The sequence below is a fragment of the Paenibacillus sp. W2I17 genome, assembly GCF_030815985.1.
Lineage (GTDB): Bacteria > Bacillota > Bacilli > Paenibacillales > Paenibacillaceae > Paenibacillus.
Map to the genome: position 1 here is coordinate 4,060,211 of NZ_JAUSXM010000001.1, position 17,814 is coordinate 4,078,024.

The window sequence follows — 17,814 nt, forward strand, 5'->3', positions numbered from 1 at the left end:
GCTCGTAATGCACATAGTAGTATATGTTTTATTACTATTCATGTATAAATCACGCTATAGTTCAGTGTACACATTGGGGCAATTCTAGATACGGAGCTTACCCTGGTCGTGATGCACACTTTAGTACTTGTTTTAATACGTGTTTTAATACGAATCATTTTATAGATCACACTACATGTACGCCGCAGCGGGATGATTATTGTTGAGTATCTAGCTACATATCCCATTGTTCATGGCGGTAAGAGTCTGAAACGTATTCGAGCTACCCAGTCCCATTGCACAAGGCAAAGTCGATTCTTCCCAATACATATCTCGCTCCAACCACACTTTTGCCACTACAACAACGTACTTCTCTATTATGTACATCTCCCGTTCCTCTCGAAAGGTGGAATGGACTTTAGCTTCCCTCTTTCCATCGAAACAGTTCTCGATAGCCTATCTATGGCCATTGCTGCCGTCCATCCTGCACTTCATTCAAAATATGCTTCATCACGGGCACGTACACCTTCCAGTAGAACATGTCAGGAATATCTTTCTGATCGGGCGTAAGCTTGGACCGGACGACCTCCCATCCCCGGATTCGGCGCCAGAAGGAATAATGCTTCATCTCACCAAATGACCCTGCCATGTAATACGACCGATTATAGTCGTCGTAGCGGACAAGCGCAGCAAATTCCGCGGGAATTCCTGCATTCCCCAGTTTCTGCTCGCCTGCCTTCGTCAAATCCGTTTTATACCAGGCCAATATGGAATCCTGCTGTTGCGGCACAATGATATCAAACCAGCCATTGTAATGAATATCCTGGGTTATGCCGCTCCAATCCCTGCCCTCCTGTGTGAATGCAACTTGTACATTTCCTGTCTTTACATCCGGGCCTTTCTCCAGCACTATGACCTGCCCATCTACATGAACTAGCAGAATACCAGCTCCGTGAAAAGACCATTTCTTCTTCTCCTGCTGCTCATAGTTAGTCCAAATCCAACGGGGTACTTCTTCTATACTTTGCAGATTAGATATCGATTTTCCTTGCCATCCACTGCTGTTCACTCCCAAACTGGGATACAGTTGCTCCCTGGTCATCTTCGAAGCCGTATTTGCCAATGCACTGTATTCGGCGACAATCGTTACCCCTTTATACGCAGCCTCGCGGATCTTCTGCACATCATATATCGTTAATCCTTCATAGATTCCGTCTTGTTTCCGTTCACTCTTCTGTGCAGACAGACTACTCCGATTCGCCGTCAGATAGATCAGATCCGTGTCTGTCACCTCATCAGGCAGCATTTGTTTCATTCGTGGAAGCCCGTCCTGAAGATCATAGCCGTAATAATCCTCTTCATACGAGTAGTATTCCCCTGTGTGCTGTACAATCTTTTGTTGATTCAAAAGCCAAACCAACCCCTTGTGCCCCTGATAGGACAAGTCCGGCCTGCTCTTGTCAATAATCATGATGTTCAGTGGAACAGGGGCCTGAGATTGCCACATAATCCAGGGGACAACCAGCACCACCGATACCACTGTAAAACAAGCCAGCGTCCACATCGTGGCTGGCCTGTAACTTTTTTTCATGAAGCGTCTTCCTCCTTGTTCTGTTCCAAGGTATTACCAGGATTGCCGATAGATTACCCCAATCCATTCCTGATCTCCTTCTCCTTTTCCTTCCTCAATCCCATAGCCTGCAAAATGCCAAACATACGGAATATATTGTTCAGCGGTCTGAACCAGAACGTCTCCGAACAAGCATACAATAACAGACGCGTCACTGCTCTGGACGTGTACGCTTTGCGTGAACACCATACTTCGAACATTACCATACCTGCGGACAACAGTGAACCATAGAGCGTCAGCAGCAGAACGAGAATGATGCATAGGTTGATATCCACCAACTGTAGCCCTATGCCTGCAATGAACAGCAAAATCGCTCCCCATTCCATCACAGGCCCCAACAATTCGATCAGAATAAAATACGGGATGGATACCATCCCCATCCAGCCATAGGCCGGATTGAAGATCATGCTCCGCTGAGTCCATAGACTGCTTGCAAGTTGCATGTGCCAACCGATACGCTGTCTGCACAGCTGACGCCATGTACCGGGTACTTCTACCCTGCAGACCGGATCGGGAATATATATAATACGGCCACGTTCCCGGATCTGCTTCATATGTTTCTGTAACCGCATCACCAGTTCCATGTGAGCGACCTGGTCGTCGCGCTTGTACCCACCAACTTCCATCACCCGGTTCTTTTTGAATACACCGAATACTTGGGCCGTAAATAAAAGCACATTAATATTGTAACGAACAAGTCCCACACCACCAATTAAAAAAGCACGCACGTATTCAATGGTCTGCATTACATACAACGTACTGTCCGTAAGTCTTGTGCTGTTATCCGTTAAATCTGTATGATCCGTATTTCTGGGGGCCACGAGATCTAATCGTCCACTACAAGCAACGACCTCTTCTCCTGGGAGAGCATCCATAACGGGTTTCATAATCTTCACCAATGCATCCCGTTCCAGAACTGTCCAGGGTCCAACAGAGGCGATATAAGGATATTGCGAGATATTCAGGCCTGCATTCAGGGAGTCCATTCGTCCTCCATACTCCTTGTCGATCACAACCAGACGATGATGCAACCTGGATTGGTAGACACATTTAATCTGAGCCGTCTCCTGGCCGAGTCCCGAATAATGAACTTTACTCCGAATGGGCATCAGGTCATAGGTTTCTATTAACCGTGGCATTGTTCCGTCCTCTGATCCATCATTAATGATAATAACCTCATAGCGTGCATACTGAATATCCAGCAGACAATTAATTCGCTGTACGATCGTATTCTCACTATTACGCATCGGGACAAGCAGGGATACCGCAGGAGCCAGTTCTTCATCCAACATCTCATGATATTGCAGCGGGTCCAGATCCCTCTGGCGAATCAATGTGCGAGCGGCAGCAACTACCAGAACACTGCACATCACAATCGCTAACACCAGATAGATAAATATCCCCTCGTAACATGCCAAAACAAAACTCCGCAACATCTCAATCCATCTTTCGTCCATACTGCATCCTTTCCAGCGTTTCCTCCGCTATCTGCCTTGCATATTTATCCGGATGGTTTACAGCCGTTTCCCGGAGTTCTTCAAGTCCCTGCTCGTACCGGGCAAGAGAGTTCGCCGCTTCCTGTCGGATCTGAAAAGAAGGATCACCCATCATTACCTTCAGTCTAGGAATAAAAGCATCCGCATGAACAGTACCCATAAGCTGGGTCACTGTTAGTCTTTCAGAGCGTTGCCTCTCCTCACCAGATTCGTTCCATACCAGCAATAGCCCCTTCAGCATATCTTCGCGACCTCTGCCCACTTGAGCCAATGCCTGATACGCATGGGTACGCAGCAATGCATCCTCTCCAAGAATGAGCTTCTCCAGTAGAACAACAGCACCCTCCGTCTGGTCATCCCGAATACGAATGGCGTGGACGATATTACACTGGACCTGATAAGGTACATCTTTGAAATGATCCTTCAGACGAGTCCAGGATAAATCGGTAAGCAACAGCAGAATCTGCAGATACTGCGAATCGGACCATACATATTGCTCACGCAACAATTCCTTCACGATTCTGAAATAACCGGTTCGGGCATATATGCGCAATATGATGAAGCGTTCAAGCGGCGTACAGGAAGAAACCCGCAGCATATCCTCTAACTTGGGCAGAAGCTCTACCATATGAAACTGTTCAATATATAACAACGTGTTGACCCGTTCACTCCACTTTCCCGTCTTCAGGACCGACCGGTATGAACTTCCAAAGACTTGCCAGGATAACAGACGAATTCGCAGAGTCTCGTGCTCTACCGGACCTTGAGCAAGCCGTTGCAATAACAGCTGCTGCAGAACGCTCTGTTGATCTCCACTCATATTCAATAAGTCTACTTTTACTTCTCCTTGGCCCAAATACCGCTGTAACACCGAATCTTCGGAAAGTAATTCCTGCATCAGTGCCGTCTTAACCTTTTCCCTGCGCCTGCTGCTATATTTCATCCATAAGATGTAACCGTAGATAACCAGCAAAAAAGCTAGTACACTTGCAAATAGAAGGCTGACCACATGTACCAACCAATCTGTATTACCTGCAAGCCACCCTCTATGATGTGAGCCGATAAGCTTGATATACATCCATTGTTGTCCAATCATTGCATGATTTCCCCTTAATCGAATAAACGGCCTTACAACGGGCACAATAATACAAAATTTTCAAATACACCCTGTGAATACATATCGGGTATATGATACACTAAGCTTTCTATCGGCTTTCTGCGTTTGTGATATAATAGGAACTGAAAATTCCGGCAATTCGTACTGGGTTCCGGATCTCCGGATAACATATTATTCCAGAAAGAGGGAGTTCTACGTGGCTCAAATCAGTCCGTACTACCTGCAAATCGGGGCAACCGTGGGCATGCTTGTCATGGCACTGCTTGCCATCTTCATCCGCATGAAAGCCAGTCACAGACCGGTGACCATTCGTAAAATCCTTATTCCTCCGCTCGGCATGAGCACAGGATTTCTCATGTTTGTTGTACCGGAGACTCATGTTCCTCTACTCTGGGCATTCATTGCGTTTCTGGTGGGCTGGTTCCTCTTCTCCTATCCCCTCATTCGCAGTACACGGTTTGAACGAGTAGGTGAAGAAATTTTTGCCACACGTTCTCGCAGCTTTGCTTTTATCTTGCTTGGATTGTTGGCCGTACGCCTGATCCTGCATGAAGTCATCCAGCGATATGTAAGTATTCCGCAAACGGGCGGATTGTTCTTCCTGCTTGCTTTTGGCATGATTGTACGCTGGCGTGTATATATGTACAAACACTACAAAGAAGTGCTGGTCGCCGAACACTAGTCACCCTACATAGACCACGCACAGATTTACAGATAAAAAAGACACGTTCTGTTGCACCCTCGGTGTGCAGAACGTGTCTTTTCGTTTTCAACCTAATTGTACATGTAAACCATTCAATATCTATTCAGGATCTGCAACCTTAACCAGTTGCTTGCCCAGATTATCTCCCGAGAAGAGGCCCATGAATGCTTCCGGCGTCTGTTCGAACCCGTCCACAATGTTTTCTTCATACTGGATATGACCTTCCTTGATCCATTTCGCCAACTTGGCGCGGCCTTCTTTGAAGGATTTCGTATAGTCACCCAGCAGGAAACCTTTCATTAATGCTGTATTTGTTAACAGCAACGTCTGTGGCCGCATCCCGATATCCGGTTTCTCCAGATTATAAGACGAGATCTGACCGCATAACGGAATACGCGCATTCCGATTGATGTGGCGCAAGACTGCATCCGAGATGTCACCGCCCACATTGTCAAAGTAGACATCTACACCATCCGGGCAAGCCCGTTCAATGGCCGCTGACATATCCTGCTCCTTCTTGTAGTTCAACACCACATCGAAGCCCAGCTTTTCTTTCAAATAAGCGCATTTCTCATCAGAGCCTGCAATGCCAACCACGCGTGCTCCCACAATTTTACCAATCTGACCTGCAATCATGCCTACCGCTCCGGCTGCTCCCGATACAACGACCGTTTCGCCGTCCTTCGGTTTGCCGATGTCCTCCATACCAAAATAAGCCGTCAGACCCGTCAGGCCTAGCGCACCCAGGTAAGCGGTGATTGGTGCTTCTTCCGTATCGATCAGCGACAGATCCCCCGTATTCACTGCGGCATATTGCTGCCAGCCCCACATGCCGGATACGAGATCTCCTTTGCGCAGATTCGGTTCCGAAGATTCCACAACCTGTCCAATGGCTCCACCCTTGATCACTTCATTTAACGCGTACGGTGCAGCATAGGATTTTGTATCTTTCATGCGGCCCCGCATGTATGGATCGACCGACAAATATAATGTACGTACCAGGACTTGCCCAGCTTCCGGTTCAGGAAGAGGTGCATCAATGAAGTTGAAATTCTCTCTGGATGGGGCACCCTCGGGACGAGACGCAAGTACGATCTGTTTATTTAAAGACACCAAAATTACCTCCTTGTTGCCAAGTGGACGCAAGGTTAACCCTTGTCAGCTGAGATCACTTACCACTGGCTCTGTGTTATCACTTCTTAATAGTTTAAACCGAAACAGGCGGATCACAAACGTGGGCCGCCTTGAAATATGCAAATATCGTCACATTGTAGCTGCTTTTGGCTATTATTGTGCTGTCAAAATCACTGGACCATCCGCCGTAATCGCAATCGTATGTTCATACTGGGCAGACAGACTTCCATCCAAAGTACGCGCAGTCCATCCATCTGAATCCAGCTTACTTCGGAACGTACCAATATTCAGCATTGGTTCGATCGTAATAACCATGCCTTCCTTGAGACGCGGACCCCGATGAGGCGGACCGTAGTGAGGGACTTGTGGTTCCTCATGCATCTTCTCACCAATGCCGTGTCCAATAAACTCACGCACAACCGATAGGCCTTCACCTTCTGCATACACTTGAATCGCATTGGAGATATCTCCGATCCGGTTGCCCACCACGGCAAGTTCAATGCCTTTGTACAGAGAGTTTTTGGTTACATCCAGCAGATGTTGTGCTTCCGGAGTCACTTCACCTACGGCATATGACCAAGCCGAATCCGCCAGCCAGCCATTTAGATTAACCACCATGTCGATTGTAACGATATCGCCGTCTTTCAGTGCATATTTTCCCGGAAACCCGTGACAGATCACATCATTAACCGACGCACATGTCGCATATTGATATCCGTTATATCCCTTTTGTTCCGGCGTAGCGCCATTTTTCTTCATAAAACCTTCTGCAAACTGGTCGATCTCCTGTGTCGTAATGCCTGGACGAATCATCTTTGCAATTTCTCTATGGCATGCGGCGAGAATTTCTCCGGCTTTTTTCATATATTCAATCTGTTCTTTGGTCTTTAATGTAATCATAATAACTACTCCTGTCCGTTAAAATCTTATCCTGTTCTCTATTGTAACGCTAAACACTCAAAATAAAAAATTCCGTGCAATCAGCAACATCCTATTATACGCCAAGCTCCTGTCCAATGAATACAATTATCCATGAAAAAATCGAAACCCCTTCCGATCTAGCCACGTATATGCTTAAAACAGTTGAAGTCGAAAGGGTGAAAGCTCATGTTCAAAAAGATTATCGGCAAACTTATCGATTCCAAATCTTCATCTCACCGCAAACGTCATAGCTCCTCAGACAGGCGCTCCTATAAACGTCACAGCAGCTCCTCAGGCAAGCGTTCCTACAAGCGCTATTCTTCTTCAGATGTGAAATACCGGGATAGCCGCAGTGGCTCCGGGTATTACAAAAGCAGAAAATACAGCTCCAGCTAAGCGGCTTCCACGACTGCTTTAAAGAGCAATGATCACACCAGCAGCTTATTAGACGCTACCATAAATGAATATGTAACAAAGGGGTGTTCTGTTAGCCGTACTTACGGCTAACAGAACACCCCTTTATTGTTTCTATATAAGTATGTATCAATTTTGCTGATTTTGATGTCTTAATGCTTCAATATAGCAAATTCGCTTATCCAGGGAGAACGAATAATACACTTTAAATTTATCAACTAATATCCGGTACGTCCCTTGCCAGGATGGTTCCTGAGCTGGCATGGATTCCGCCATGACAGCCACCTTCAATTCAATTCTCCGAACTAGTTCAATCTTATAGAGCTTTGTCTCTTCCTGAGTGAAACGAATACTTCCGATTTGAGCGAGAGCCTGTCTTGCTGAAGGTGTCCACTGGATCAACATCTATAAATTCCCTTTTTCAATTGCGTCAATTATATCATCTGTAGAGTAGACCCTACCCGAAGAAATATCCTTTTTGGCTTGCATAATTAAAGTTTTGAGCTCCAGATCACTTTCTATTTCTTCCTGAACCACGTTTTCCAGCGGCTTGATTAAATAATGCTTACCTTCAATATCCACAATGGTGTCTTTTTTGCTATGAAACCATGTTTTGAATAATTCGGCATGATCGCCTTCCAGTTTTTTAAGCATATGATGAATCGCCTCCTTCAACGTATAATTGTTATTCATTATATCATTCAACCCACTGTTTTGATACGTTTTGCATTTATCAGCAAAAAGGAAAAAGACCCCTGCAGATATCATACGAAGAGGTCACGGATAACTAGTATAGGGCCGCCTACAGAGCTTATTTCATTGTAATCTCAGCAACACATTCTCAATTTCTGCCAGTAACTCCATCGCTCCGCCTTCATAACCTGGACGGAGTCCAAGGAGTCGCTCCAGCATCTGGTGCAATTCCGGCGTAAGCTTAAGTTCCTCCTGCCAGCTGGCGGGTTCACGGCCCTTCTCTGGCTCATAAGCCGAATACAGCATAAAGAGAAGAAAGTGGCCGATATCCTGCAAATCATGATCCGGTGTAGCCCGCTCATCTTCAGGCTCAGGGACTTCACGCATACGTCGCTTCAGCTCCGGCAACAACGGCTCCCCCAAGCGTCTCGCCAGACCAAAGTCAATCAGATGCACCGTCCCTTCACGTAAAATAACATTGGGAATCCGCACATCTCCATGAATATATCCCTGCTCATGCACATGAGCCACCGGAGCCAGCAGTTGACCTGCCAATTCCAGACATTCCCGCTCCGTATATCGAAGACCTTGCTCAAATATGCAATCTTCCAGCGTCTGTCCACGAATATACTCGGTAACGATATAACCTCGTCTCCCGGATGTGAACACATCCAATAGATCAGGGATCGCCGGATGATGCAGACGTCTCATCACGTCCGCCTCCCGCTCCAACAGGTGCGCAGAGAGTCTCCCCTTGCTAGGCTTGGACTCCTTCAGCGCCACTTCCCTGCCGTTCTGGTCATCTGTACACAGGTATGTCAGCCCATAGCTCCCCATACCCAACAATTCCTGTATTGTATAACGCTCAGCAATGGTCGTGCCTTCCCGCCGAGGACGATCCGTCCATAGTCCGAGCAATCTTTGCCAACTTCGTCGCAGCTCCACAGATCCTCCCACGCCAGCTTCCTGATCCACTCAGTCTTTATCTATACTGAGCAGTCCGTTGCCAGTCTTCATGTTGTATGGAGCTTATTATATCAGGCCCATAATGCAAAATCACGATGAGCAAGAGCCTGTCATTCAAGCTTCCTTATGCTTCTTGGGCAGGAACCCGAACAACATACGCAGGGATACTCCTTTTGGTTTGCGTTTTCTTCCCTGGAAACTGCGCAGATTGGTTACGAGTTCACGATCCCGCTCCTCTTCCAGCTTCTCATTCATCCATAGACGCTGTTTCTCCATCTGTTCCTGGAGCGCCATATGTGTCTCCGCCAGATGCTGAAGGGTCAGTTCCAGTTCATCGACCCGCTGTTGCAGCAGCTGTACCCGATCATCCTGCTGCTGTTCTACAGCACCATAAGTCACCTCACTTACCAGTTGCCCCAGACCTTCATAGGATCTCAGATTACCCATTATTTCAGGTTCTTCAGGGAATACGGATGACATGACTGTCGCTGCACATTCCGTCTCTGACAGACCTTCAATTCCCACCACTGGTACATCTACTTCTACTACAGCTACAGGTACTTCTGGAGCCAATACAGTCACCACAGCATCAGCCAGGGGTAGATTATGCTCTCGGAGTTCAGTCATCAGACGTTCAATGCACTCGATGTCGTCGGACTTGAATAGTCTGGATTTGTTGGCGGACCGTTCGAACCGGTATCCCTGTTCTTCCAGTGCTGCCGCATATTTACGAAGAGTACTGGCACCTATGCCCAGGCTCTTGGCCGTTTCCGTCGTTGCTCCTGCTTCTTCAATCATCATTAATTCCCTCCCGGAATGAAGTCTTTTGGGAATCAATTTCATAATACCTTTAGTGAGTTATGAAATTGATTCTTGGATAAAAACATTTTGGCTTCAGCGTTCCTTTTTTTGGAACCGTCATCGGATCGGGGCAACCTGTCTCATGGATCAAGTATGCTTATCTTTTGCTTGTCCGTATGTATTCGTCAGCTTCTCAGCAGATCCCTTTGGCGGTTTTGTTCTGTTTCTGCGGATTCCTAAGAAGTTTTGTCAGGTATATAATCCGCACAAATAACCCCCAATCCGACAACGAGCATGAATGCTGTCATGTCGAATGACACAGGTGCAAACGCCGTCAAATCATATGATTATGAATTATTCATGTCAATTTTATTAACTCCTTTACTCCAATACGCTCCCGCGATAGCGGATATCATTGCTGCACAGCTTTTCCATGTGTTATCTTATGTAACGTAGAAGTACATTCCAGCATAAAATAAAGGACTATACTTAACATAGGACGCATTAGTAACGGATAAATATCAATCTAACTGGGGGGCTGAACGGCAGTGTTAGGCAAATCAGGCAAAGTAGCGGTGATCGGGGCGGGTCTTGTCGGTTCGAGTTGTGCGTATTCCATGATTAATCAATCGATATGCAGGGAAATTATGATGGTGGACCGGACGTATGAACGTGCTGTAGCACAGGCACTGGATTTTTCCCATTGTATGGATTTCACACATAACCGCACCAAGGTATATGCAGGCACGTACGCCGATTGTGGCAATATGGATGTTATTGTCTTAACTGCCGGGGCGAATCCCAAGCCAGGACAGACACGGCTGGATATTCTGGAGGAAGCGGAATTGATTGCTAAAGACATCGTGGTCCCGATCATGAACAGTGGATTTAACGGGATTTTTGTCGTAGCTGCTAATCCAGTTGACATAGTAACTTATATGGTATGGAAATTATCTGGTCTTCCGCGTGAGCATGTCATCGGCACAGGGACGTCCATTGACTCTTCAAGGCTCAAAACGCTGCTGTCTGAAGTCTTCTCCATCGATCCACGCAGTGTGCACGGTTATGCTCTCGGGGAGCATGGAGAATCCCAGTTCGTGGCCTGGTCGCATGTGACCATCGGCGGTAAACCGATTATGCACATTATGGATCAGCATAAGGAGCGCTTCAAACATCTGGATCTGGACGATATTGCACGCAAAACAAAGGATGCCGGCTGGGAGATCTTTACCCGTAAAGGTTCTACCCAATTCGGAATCGGCAATGCCCTCGCGCACATCACTCGTTCCATCCTCAATGACGAACACAAGATCATCGCCGTATCGGCTATTCTGGACGGAGAGTACGAGCAACACAACGTTTGCGTCGGTGTTCCTGCAATCATCGGTGGCAATGGTATTCAAGAGATTATCGAATTGAATCTGGATGCAACGGAACGTGAGAAATTCAACAGCTCCTGTGAAATCCTATCTGGTAATATCAATCGTCTGACACTGGTATAAGCCATTTGTATACTACTCCACTTTGTATGCTTAGGCTCAACTTCAAAAGCCTGCCAACGCAAACATGCCAATAACACTCCATGCGAGGAGTCTTATTGGCATGTTTGCGTTTATTATTTTCACAATCGAGTAGTTGTTCAATTTGGTGCAAGTTGAGGTTCGTCCCTTGGCCCCCATTGCTGTAACACCCGCTTCAACTCACTCAGCATAACCGGTTTGCTAATAAAATCACGCATACCAATCTCCAGACAAGCTTCCTTATCTTCACGTTTGGCATTGCCTGTAACTGCGATGATTGGAGGTATACGATCCTGTGGAATTAGGCGGTGTAACAGGTCTGTCGCCTTCAGTCCATCCATCACAGGCATATGAATATCCATCAGGACAATATCATAAGCATTCTGAGAGATGGCATCAATTGCTTCCACGCCATTAGTACACACATCTGCCTGGTATCCGAGCTTCTCCAGATATTCTCGCAAAATCTTCCGGTTTACCGGATGATCTTCCGCCACCAGAATACGCATGGCGACCTTATCACTCTGACGTGTACGATCATGATGGAACTGACTTGCTGTCTGTTCTGCTGAAGCATCTACACTCGCCGCAGGAACAGCAAACCGGAAGGTTGAGCCCTCCCCTTCTATACTCTCGACACTGATACTGCCTCCCATGATCTCCACGAGTCGCTTGGAGATGACCAGTCCCAGTCCGGTACCACCATACTTCCGGTTAATCACCGGGTGTAGTTGAGAGAAGGACTGAAACAACTGATCCAGCTTGTCAGCCGGGATGCCAATTCCCGTGTCTTGCACCGCAAAATCAAGAACGCTGTCTTCAGGCTTTCTGCCCTTGATAATATCCACGTTAACATCAATGCTTCCCTGATCTGTGAACTTGAGCGCATTGCCAACCAAGTTCACCAGAATCTGCCGGATACGTATAGCGTCACCGACCATGAACTCAGGGATGCTTGGATTGAGGCGATATCTGATCTCCAGATGTTTCTCATCTGCACGCGGTTTAAACAGTTCGGCAACCTGTTCCAGCATCTTGCGTAATGCAAATGGTTCATAAGCCAGTGCCATTTTCCCGGATTCCAGCTTACTGAAGTCCAAAATATCATTAAGGATGTTCAGTAAAGCATCGCCGCTGTCTCGAATAATCTCGGCATATTCACGCTGTTCTTCCGATAAATCGGTACCGATCAGCAATTCTGTCATCCCCACGATCCCGTTCATCGGTGTCCGGATCTCATGGCTAACCATAGACAGAAATTCTGACTTGGCCTGAGCTGCCAGCTCAGCTGTCTCTTTGGCACGTACAATTTCACGTTCGCCAGTCACATCATTGAACACAACCACGGCGCCCTGAATCTGTCCCTGTTCAATAATCGGCGTCACCTGATACTGCACCAGAAAGCTGCTGCCATCTTTACGCCAGAATACATCTTCCTTGATTGAACGTCTCTGTCCATCCAACACAGTCATGTGGATCGGGCACTCTTCTTGTGGCAAATGACTTCCGTCTGCACGGGTGTGATGGATGATGGGATGTGAGTTTTTGCCAATGAATTCTTTCGCCTCATAACCGAACATCGAAACTGCTGCAGGATTCATAAACATGGTGATTCCATCCGCATCCAAACCATATATTCCTTCCGTAACCGTGTTGAGGATCAGCTCATGTTGCTTGCTAAGCTCCTGAATCCGTTCCGTATATTCCTTGCGCTCGGTAATATCGGATACGATCCCATAGACGCCTACCATTTCCTTATCCACAATAATGGGCACATTCGTAACAGATACTTCAATCTTCCGACCACTTGAATTGACGATTCGGGTCTCATAATATTGCGGTTCGCCTTGCTTCACCATTTCAAAATAACGTTTGCCGTATTGCACTTCGCATTTATCCAGATTGGATAAAAAAGATTGGCCAATAAGCTTATTGCGAGGGATATCCAACATTTGCACCAGTTTGCTGTTTACTGCACTGTATTTACCTTCCAGATTCAATGAATACACAGCTGCCGGGTTATGTTCGAACAACGATCTGTATCGCTGACGGCTTTCCCGAAGACGTCTGTCCGCATCCTTATGCTGGGTAATATCCCTGCTGATGCTTACAATCTGGACACTCTTGCCACGCTCTCCAGCCACAGGTTTCGCCAATGTCTCCATCCAGATATAATGTCCCTTCTTGTGCAACACACGCATCTTGCAGCCATTGCCGATCTTGGAAAGATCCATAGGGTCCGGATAATCTCCCGGATAACAATAATCCTTGAAGGACTTTCCTATGACTTCCTCCGGCTTATAACCCAGTAAGGTGTACACGGAAGGGGAAACGTATAACAACTCGCCATCCGTAGCACAAGTTGTAATCAGATCTTGTGCATGGTCAGCCAGCACCTGATATTTCTCCTGTGCTTCCTTAAGCTCACGTTGCACTTCCAGGATATTGGTAACATCTTTGGCAATGCCATAGATTCCTACGACTTCTTTTCCCTCCGTTATAGGCACATACGTGATCTCTGCCTGTTTCAGGGAACCATCTTTATGATAAAAAGTAATGGGATTACTGACTGAACGTCCAGCCAGTACCTCTTTAATGTATTGTTTGCGTGAATTTTCACTGTCCGGAGGACAGATCTCATTCTGATTCATACGAATCAAGTCATCCAGTGTATACCCCGATATCCGCTCTACCGAGGGATTAGCATCAATATAGTTTCCATGGATGTCCATCACATAAATGGCATCCGGATGGTTAAAAAACAGTGATTGGTAAGAACTTCCCTCAGAAATAATGCGCTTCAGGGTTTCCGTTTTATTGATATCCAAGGCTTACCCCTCTTTTCTCAGCCAATATCTTCATCTAACAACAGGGATTAATTATCCCTTACAAAAATGGGCCTACCCTCGAATAACCATGTAAGCCTGCCTAGAAACAGCTTTTTTTATTTTACCAGATTCTCGTCTCATTTTGCTTACAATCTATGATTCAATTCACATGATGTGTGAGGTAATACTTGGAATTTTAATATTACTTAGGAGGCGTCTTCAAGGAAAGACAAGTTATACAAGAATAAATGTAAACCTATAACAAGCTTGGAGTTCAATTCCAAGTCAGCTAATTCTGGCGAATGGGTAAACGATTTTCTAAAGAACTCAGGACATCTTATTTGGCGTCCATGCGCCCTTTGTAAATGTTAAAGAACATCAGACACGTTAATCCCCATAATCTCCTGTCATATACGCTGCAAACGGTTGTTTCATTGGATGTCCCGCCTGAAGCAAAGCTTCTCAAAGAAAGAGAGATCATCCGCTCTTGCGATGCCTTGATATAAAATTAACGATACAATTTGTATCAAAAAGGCTATAATCGTTAAAAAACGTTTTTTGACTACGGAGAGGACGGATGAATCATGCTGCCCAACAGAGTTAAAATTGCTTACGGTAAACTAAGAGGCTTGGCCATCTTTGGTAAAATTCAGCCCTCTATGGGCCTGCTGCCACGAATCAGGGGTAAGGTTTATCTGAATAGATTGGGTGATTTGCAGGTAGGAAAACGGCTTAACATTATAGGCAAACCTTGGGGAACCCAGTTAACGGTGGTCAAAGGTGCGCGATTAACGATTGGCGATGACGTCATGATTAATGCAGGAGTCGGGATTGCCGCTAACGTTGAAGTGACCATCGGCAATAACGTCATGATTGGTCCTCGAACAAGCATATTCGACAGTGCCTATCACCGGATTGACTCTCTGGATGACGGGAGCCAGACTGCCAAGCGGATTGTGATTCAGGATAATGCCTGGATTGGTACAGGCGCGCTTATTTTGCCCGGAGTGACCATTGGCAGAAATGCAGTTGTGGCAGCAGGAAGCACGGTGACCAAAGATGTACCCGAAAATACACTTGTAGCCGGGGCACCAGCCAAAATCATCCGGGAGTTGACCATTCATGATGGGTGGGTCAGACATTAGAAAAAATCCTCCTGAAGCATACATACAATAGAGCTTGCATGTTTTGCTTAAAGAGGATTTGGATCTACGATAACCAAGTGTGTAAGGGATTATTCAGATTTCTTTTTTTGCAAAATACATCATGCCGATTCCAATGAAAATAACAGCACTGCCTCCAACAACCGCCAGCATCGTCATCAGTGGCACGTTGTAGGCTCCGAAACCCGCGCCGTCCACGGGTGTCATCAGAATCATCGGTTGTGCCCATGGATAATACGGCCCATATGTCGCCGAGTTTACAATGAGAATATTCGGTATGGTCAATGCAAAATTCAGTGCGAGCGGTGCGGCAAAGCTGCTCCACACCAATGAAACGAACATCTGCAGGGCAGCCAAGGGTACACAGGCCAGCAACCCAAGCAGCAGTTTGCCTACCAAGAATCCCCAAGGTACTGGCATCGTAATGCCGTGAATCATGCCTGCCAGCAGAATGGACATCAGCAATAATACTTGTGTACCCGCCAGAAGCATGAGTACAATCGTCAGTTTACCTGCATATACGCCTGAACGCGTGAGCGGTAAAACCAGCATCTGCTTCCACCCTCCACCTGCATGTTCAAAACGGCAGACAAAAGACGTAAACACGCCAGTCAGCATCGGTAACAATAACAATCCGTGCAGGAAAACCATCGTGGTCATCAATACCTGCCAATTTCCCGATGGAGTGGACAACAGTCCGATGAGCAGCGCAATGAGTGGACTCAGCAGAATCAGGAGCCATATGGGCGATTTGCTCATTTTCAATCGTTCAGCGGACAAGATTCGGAAGTACGTTGTTGCAAAGCTCATATCAGGCCACATCCTTCCGGCTAAAATGCACCATACCCAGCAACAGGATTAATAACCCTAGACCTGCCCCCATGCCTGCATACAGGTATGGATTAGGCCCATTCCAGGCCATCTGTGCCCATGCGAGCGGAAAGCTCGGTGAGATACTGAGCGAGAACATACCCGTTATCGCGAGAACGATGCCCAGGGTGACGGGAAGCGCCTGATTCTTGTTAACCATCGTGAGCCACAACTCCAGTGACAACACCGGAAGTGCACCAGCCAAAGGCAATAGACCCAGCTTGATCGCATGTGTCCAAGGTATTTCGCTGGCATGGAATCCGAGGATCAGACCCAGACCTACAATTCCTGCGGTTAACAGCAGGCAGGAGATCACCAGCAGCACACAAGCAAGCAGGAACTTGGCTAAATACACGGCTGGTCTGGGAATGGGCATCGCAAGCAACTGTTTCCACGATCCTTGTTCATGCTCAACATTAGCGATCATGGAGCTGAGAATGGTTGCCCCCAACATCAGAGACAAAGGCACAAAGACAACCACATTGCCGAGCAATCCGCCCCACAGGTTATCTGCATACTGCTCTTTCAGATAGTCCAGCCGTAAGCCAAAATTAAGTGCCTGCATCGCTGTCAATCCAAGAGGGGCTAGAAAAACAAGAAACCAGATCCCTTTCCCCCGAATCTTGAGCCAGTCTGACGATAATGCACGCCCGGTCATATGGAAGCCCCCTCGCCAATGACCCGCATGAACAGATCTTCCAGCGACTGACGCTGTTCCTCTACACGATACACATCATGATCCTGCTCAATTAATCGGCGCACAAGCAGTGCCACTGAACTGTTATCCATATAAGGGAACGTTAATGCAGAACCTTGTTGCTGACCAAATTGTCCCTGTTCTCTCGCCAGCTTCATAGCCTCTTCCGGCTCGGAAACCGTTAACCGGATAGAGCTACCCGTCTGACTATGCAGACTTGCGATGGTATCCTGAAGCACCATCTTGCCTTCACGGATAATACCAACGCGACTTGCCATCTGTTCGACTTCACTCAGCAAGTGGCTGGAAACCAGAACGGTAATGCCATGTTCCAGAGGCATGCGTTTGATCAGTTCCCGAATCTCCTGAATACCGGCAGGATCAAGCCCATTCGTTGGTTCGTCCAGAATCAGCAGCTCCGGTTCACCCAGCAAAGCGCTGGCAATACCCAGACGTTGCTTCATCCCAAGGGAATAGCCCTTCACCGAACGTTTGGCATCCTTGGTCAGATCTACAATGGACAGCACTTCAGCAATTCTTGATTTTGGTACATTGATGATGCGGCGCAAAGTTTCCAGATTTTCTACTGCGTTCAGATGTCCGTAATAGGACGGGTATTCGACCAAGGAACCCACACGGCGCAAAATATCCATGCGATCCTTGCGGATATCCTTGTCGAAGATACGTATCACGCCTTTGGTTGGTTTAATCAAGCCGAGAAGCATGCGAATCGTTGTTGTTTTGCCGGCGCCGTTGGGACCGAGGAAGCCGTAAATATCTCCCTTTTTAATATGCAGATCAAGTTCACGGACCGCTGCACGGTCCCGGTATGTTTTCCATAAATTCGCCGTTTGAATAATATTTTCACTCACTGTATGATCA

At 46.9% G+C, this 17,814-nt stretch carries 18 protein-coding genes; 4 read left to right on the forward strand and 14 right to left on the reverse strand.

Going from position 1 to position 17,814, the window contains the following annotated elements:
* Positions 1-210 precede the first annotated feature (210 nt).
* From QF041_RS18090 to QF041_RS18105, 4 genes are all read right to left on the reverse strand, one after another.
* Entirely contained in the window at positions 211-366 is a 156-nt protein-coding gene (locus tag QF041_RS18090) for a hypothetical protein (protein WP_307415204.1), read from the reverse strand.
* A 73-nt stretch (positions 367-439) separates the two neighbouring features.
* A complete protein-coding gene (locus QF041_RS18095; protein ID WP_307415205.1) occupies positions 440-1,570 on the reverse strand; it encodes a hypothetical protein in 1,131 nt (376 codons plus the stop codon).
* A gap of 53 nt (positions 1,571-1,623) precedes the next feature.
* Entirely contained in the window at positions 1,624-3,066 is a 1,443-nt protein-coding gene (locus QF041_RS18100; RefSeq protein WP_307415207.1) for a glycosyltransferase family 2 protein, read from the reverse strand.
* Positions 3,047-4,201, reverse strand: coding sequence for a HEAT repeat domain-containing protein (locus QF041_RS18105; protein WP_307415208.1), 1,155 nt, complete (start codon positions 4,199-4,201; stop codon positions 3,047-3,049). Before QF041_RS18105 ends, QF041_RS18100 begins: the two co-directional genes overlap by 20 nt.
* A gap of 217 nt (positions 4,202-4,418) precedes the next feature.
* Between QF041_RS18105 and QF041_RS18110 the strand changes: the two genes are divergently transcribed.
* Complete coding sequence (locus QF041_RS18110; protein WP_176873064.1) at positions 4,419-4,904, forward strand: CcdC family protein; 486 nt, start codon at positions 4,419-4,421, stop codon at positions 4,902-4,904.
* Between the two features lie 120 nt (positions 4,905-5,024).
* Here the strand turns inward: QF041_RS18110 and QF041_RS18115 are convergent, their stop codons facing one another.
* Entirely contained in the window at positions 5,025-6,038 is a 1,014-nt protein-coding gene (locus QF041_RS18115; protein ID WP_133386915.1) for an NADP-dependent oxidoreductase, read from the reverse strand.
* Positions 6,039-6,212: 174 nt separating this feature from the next.
* Entirely contained in the window at positions 6,213-6,959 is a 747-nt protein-coding gene (gene map, locus QF041_RS18120) for a type I methionyl aminopeptidase (protein ID WP_307415209.1), read from the reverse strand.
* Positions 6,960-7,166: 207 nt separating this feature from the next.
* Between map and QF041_RS18125 the strand changes: the two genes are divergently transcribed.
* A complete protein-coding gene (locus tag QF041_RS18125) occupies positions 7,167-7,376 on the forward strand; it encodes a hypothetical protein (RefSeq protein WP_074093270.1) in 210 nt (69 codons plus the stop codon).
* 147 nt (positions 7,377-7,523) lie between these two features.
* Here QF041_RS18125 and QF041_RS18130 read toward each other — a convergent pair whose 3' ends face one another.
* From QF041_RS18130 to QF041_RS18145, 4 genes are all read right to left on the reverse strand, one after another.
* On the reverse strand, positions 7,524-7,799 hold the full coding sequence (locus QF041_RS18130; RefSeq protein WP_076329673.1) for a hypothetical protein: 276 nt from the start codon (positions 7,797-7,799) through the stop codon (positions 7,524-7,526).
* Positions 7,800-8,048 carry a hypothetical protein gene (locus QF041_RS18135; protein WP_017690948.1) on the reverse strand — a complete coding sequence of 83 codons (249 nt, stop codon included), beginning with the start codon at positions 8,046-8,048 and terminating at the stop codon, positions 7,800-7,802. It lies immediately after the preceding gene.
* A 162-nt stretch (positions 8,049-8,210) separates the two neighbouring features.
* On the reverse strand, positions 8,211-9,032 hold the full coding sequence (locus tag QF041_RS18140; RefSeq protein WP_307415210.1) for a serine/threonine protein kinase: 822 nt from the start codon (positions 9,030-9,032) through the stop codon (positions 8,211-8,213).
* Positions 9,033-9,167: 135 nt separating this feature from the next.
* A complete protein-coding gene (locus tag QF041_RS18145) occupies positions 9,168-9,854 on the reverse strand; it encodes a hypothetical protein (protein ID WP_211084252.1) in 687 nt (228 codons plus the stop codon).
* 548 nt (positions 9,855-10,402) lie between these two features.
* Between QF041_RS18145 and QF041_RS18150 the strand changes: the two genes are divergently transcribed.
* On the forward strand, positions 10,403-11,356 hold the full coding sequence (locus tag QF041_RS18150) for an L-lactate dehydrogenase (protein ID WP_307415211.1): 954 nt from the start codon (positions 10,403-10,405) through the stop codon (positions 11,354-11,356).
* Between the two features lie 137 nt (positions 11,357-11,493).
* On the opposite strand, the gene QF041_RS18155 is transcribed toward QF041_RS18150, so the two are convergent.
* Positions 11,494-14,202, reverse strand: a complete 2,709-nt coding sequence (locus tag QF041_RS18155; RefSeq protein ID WP_307415212.1) for a PAS domain-containing hybrid sensor histidine kinase/response regulator — start codon at positions 14,200-14,202, stop codon at positions 11,494-11,496.
* Positions 14,203-14,786: 584 nt separating this feature from the next.
* Between QF041_RS18155 and QF041_RS18160 the strand changes: the two genes are divergently transcribed.
* Entirely contained in the window at positions 14,787-15,347 is a 561-nt protein-coding gene (locus tag QF041_RS18160) for an acyltransferase (RefSeq protein ID WP_091038205.1), read from the forward strand.
* A 93-nt stretch (positions 15,348-15,440) separates the two neighbouring features.
* Here the strand turns inward: QF041_RS18160 and QF041_RS18165 are convergent, their stop codons facing one another.
* From QF041_RS18165 to QF041_RS18175, 3 genes are read right to left on the reverse strand one after another with little or no spacing between them, the layout of a single operon-like run.
* A complete protein-coding gene (locus QF041_RS18165) occupies positions 15,441-16,175 on the reverse strand; it encodes an ABC transporter permease (protein ID WP_307415213.1) in 735 nt (244 codons plus the stop codon).
* Between the two features lies 1 nt (position 16,176).
* Complete coding sequence (locus QF041_RS18170; protein WP_047840344.1) at positions 16,177-16,893, reverse strand: ABC transporter permease; 717 nt, start codon at positions 16,891-16,893, stop codon at positions 16,177-16,179.
* The gene (locus QF041_RS18175) at positions 16,890-17,804 is read right to left on the reverse strand and encodes an ABC transporter ATP-binding protein (protein ID WP_124117936.1); all 915 of its coding nucleotides are present in this window, start codon (positions 17,802-17,804) and stop codon (positions 16,890-16,892) included. Before QF041_RS18175 ends, QF041_RS18170 begins: the two co-directional genes overlap by 4 nt.
* Between the last annotated feature and the right edge of the window lie 10 nt (positions 17,805-17,814).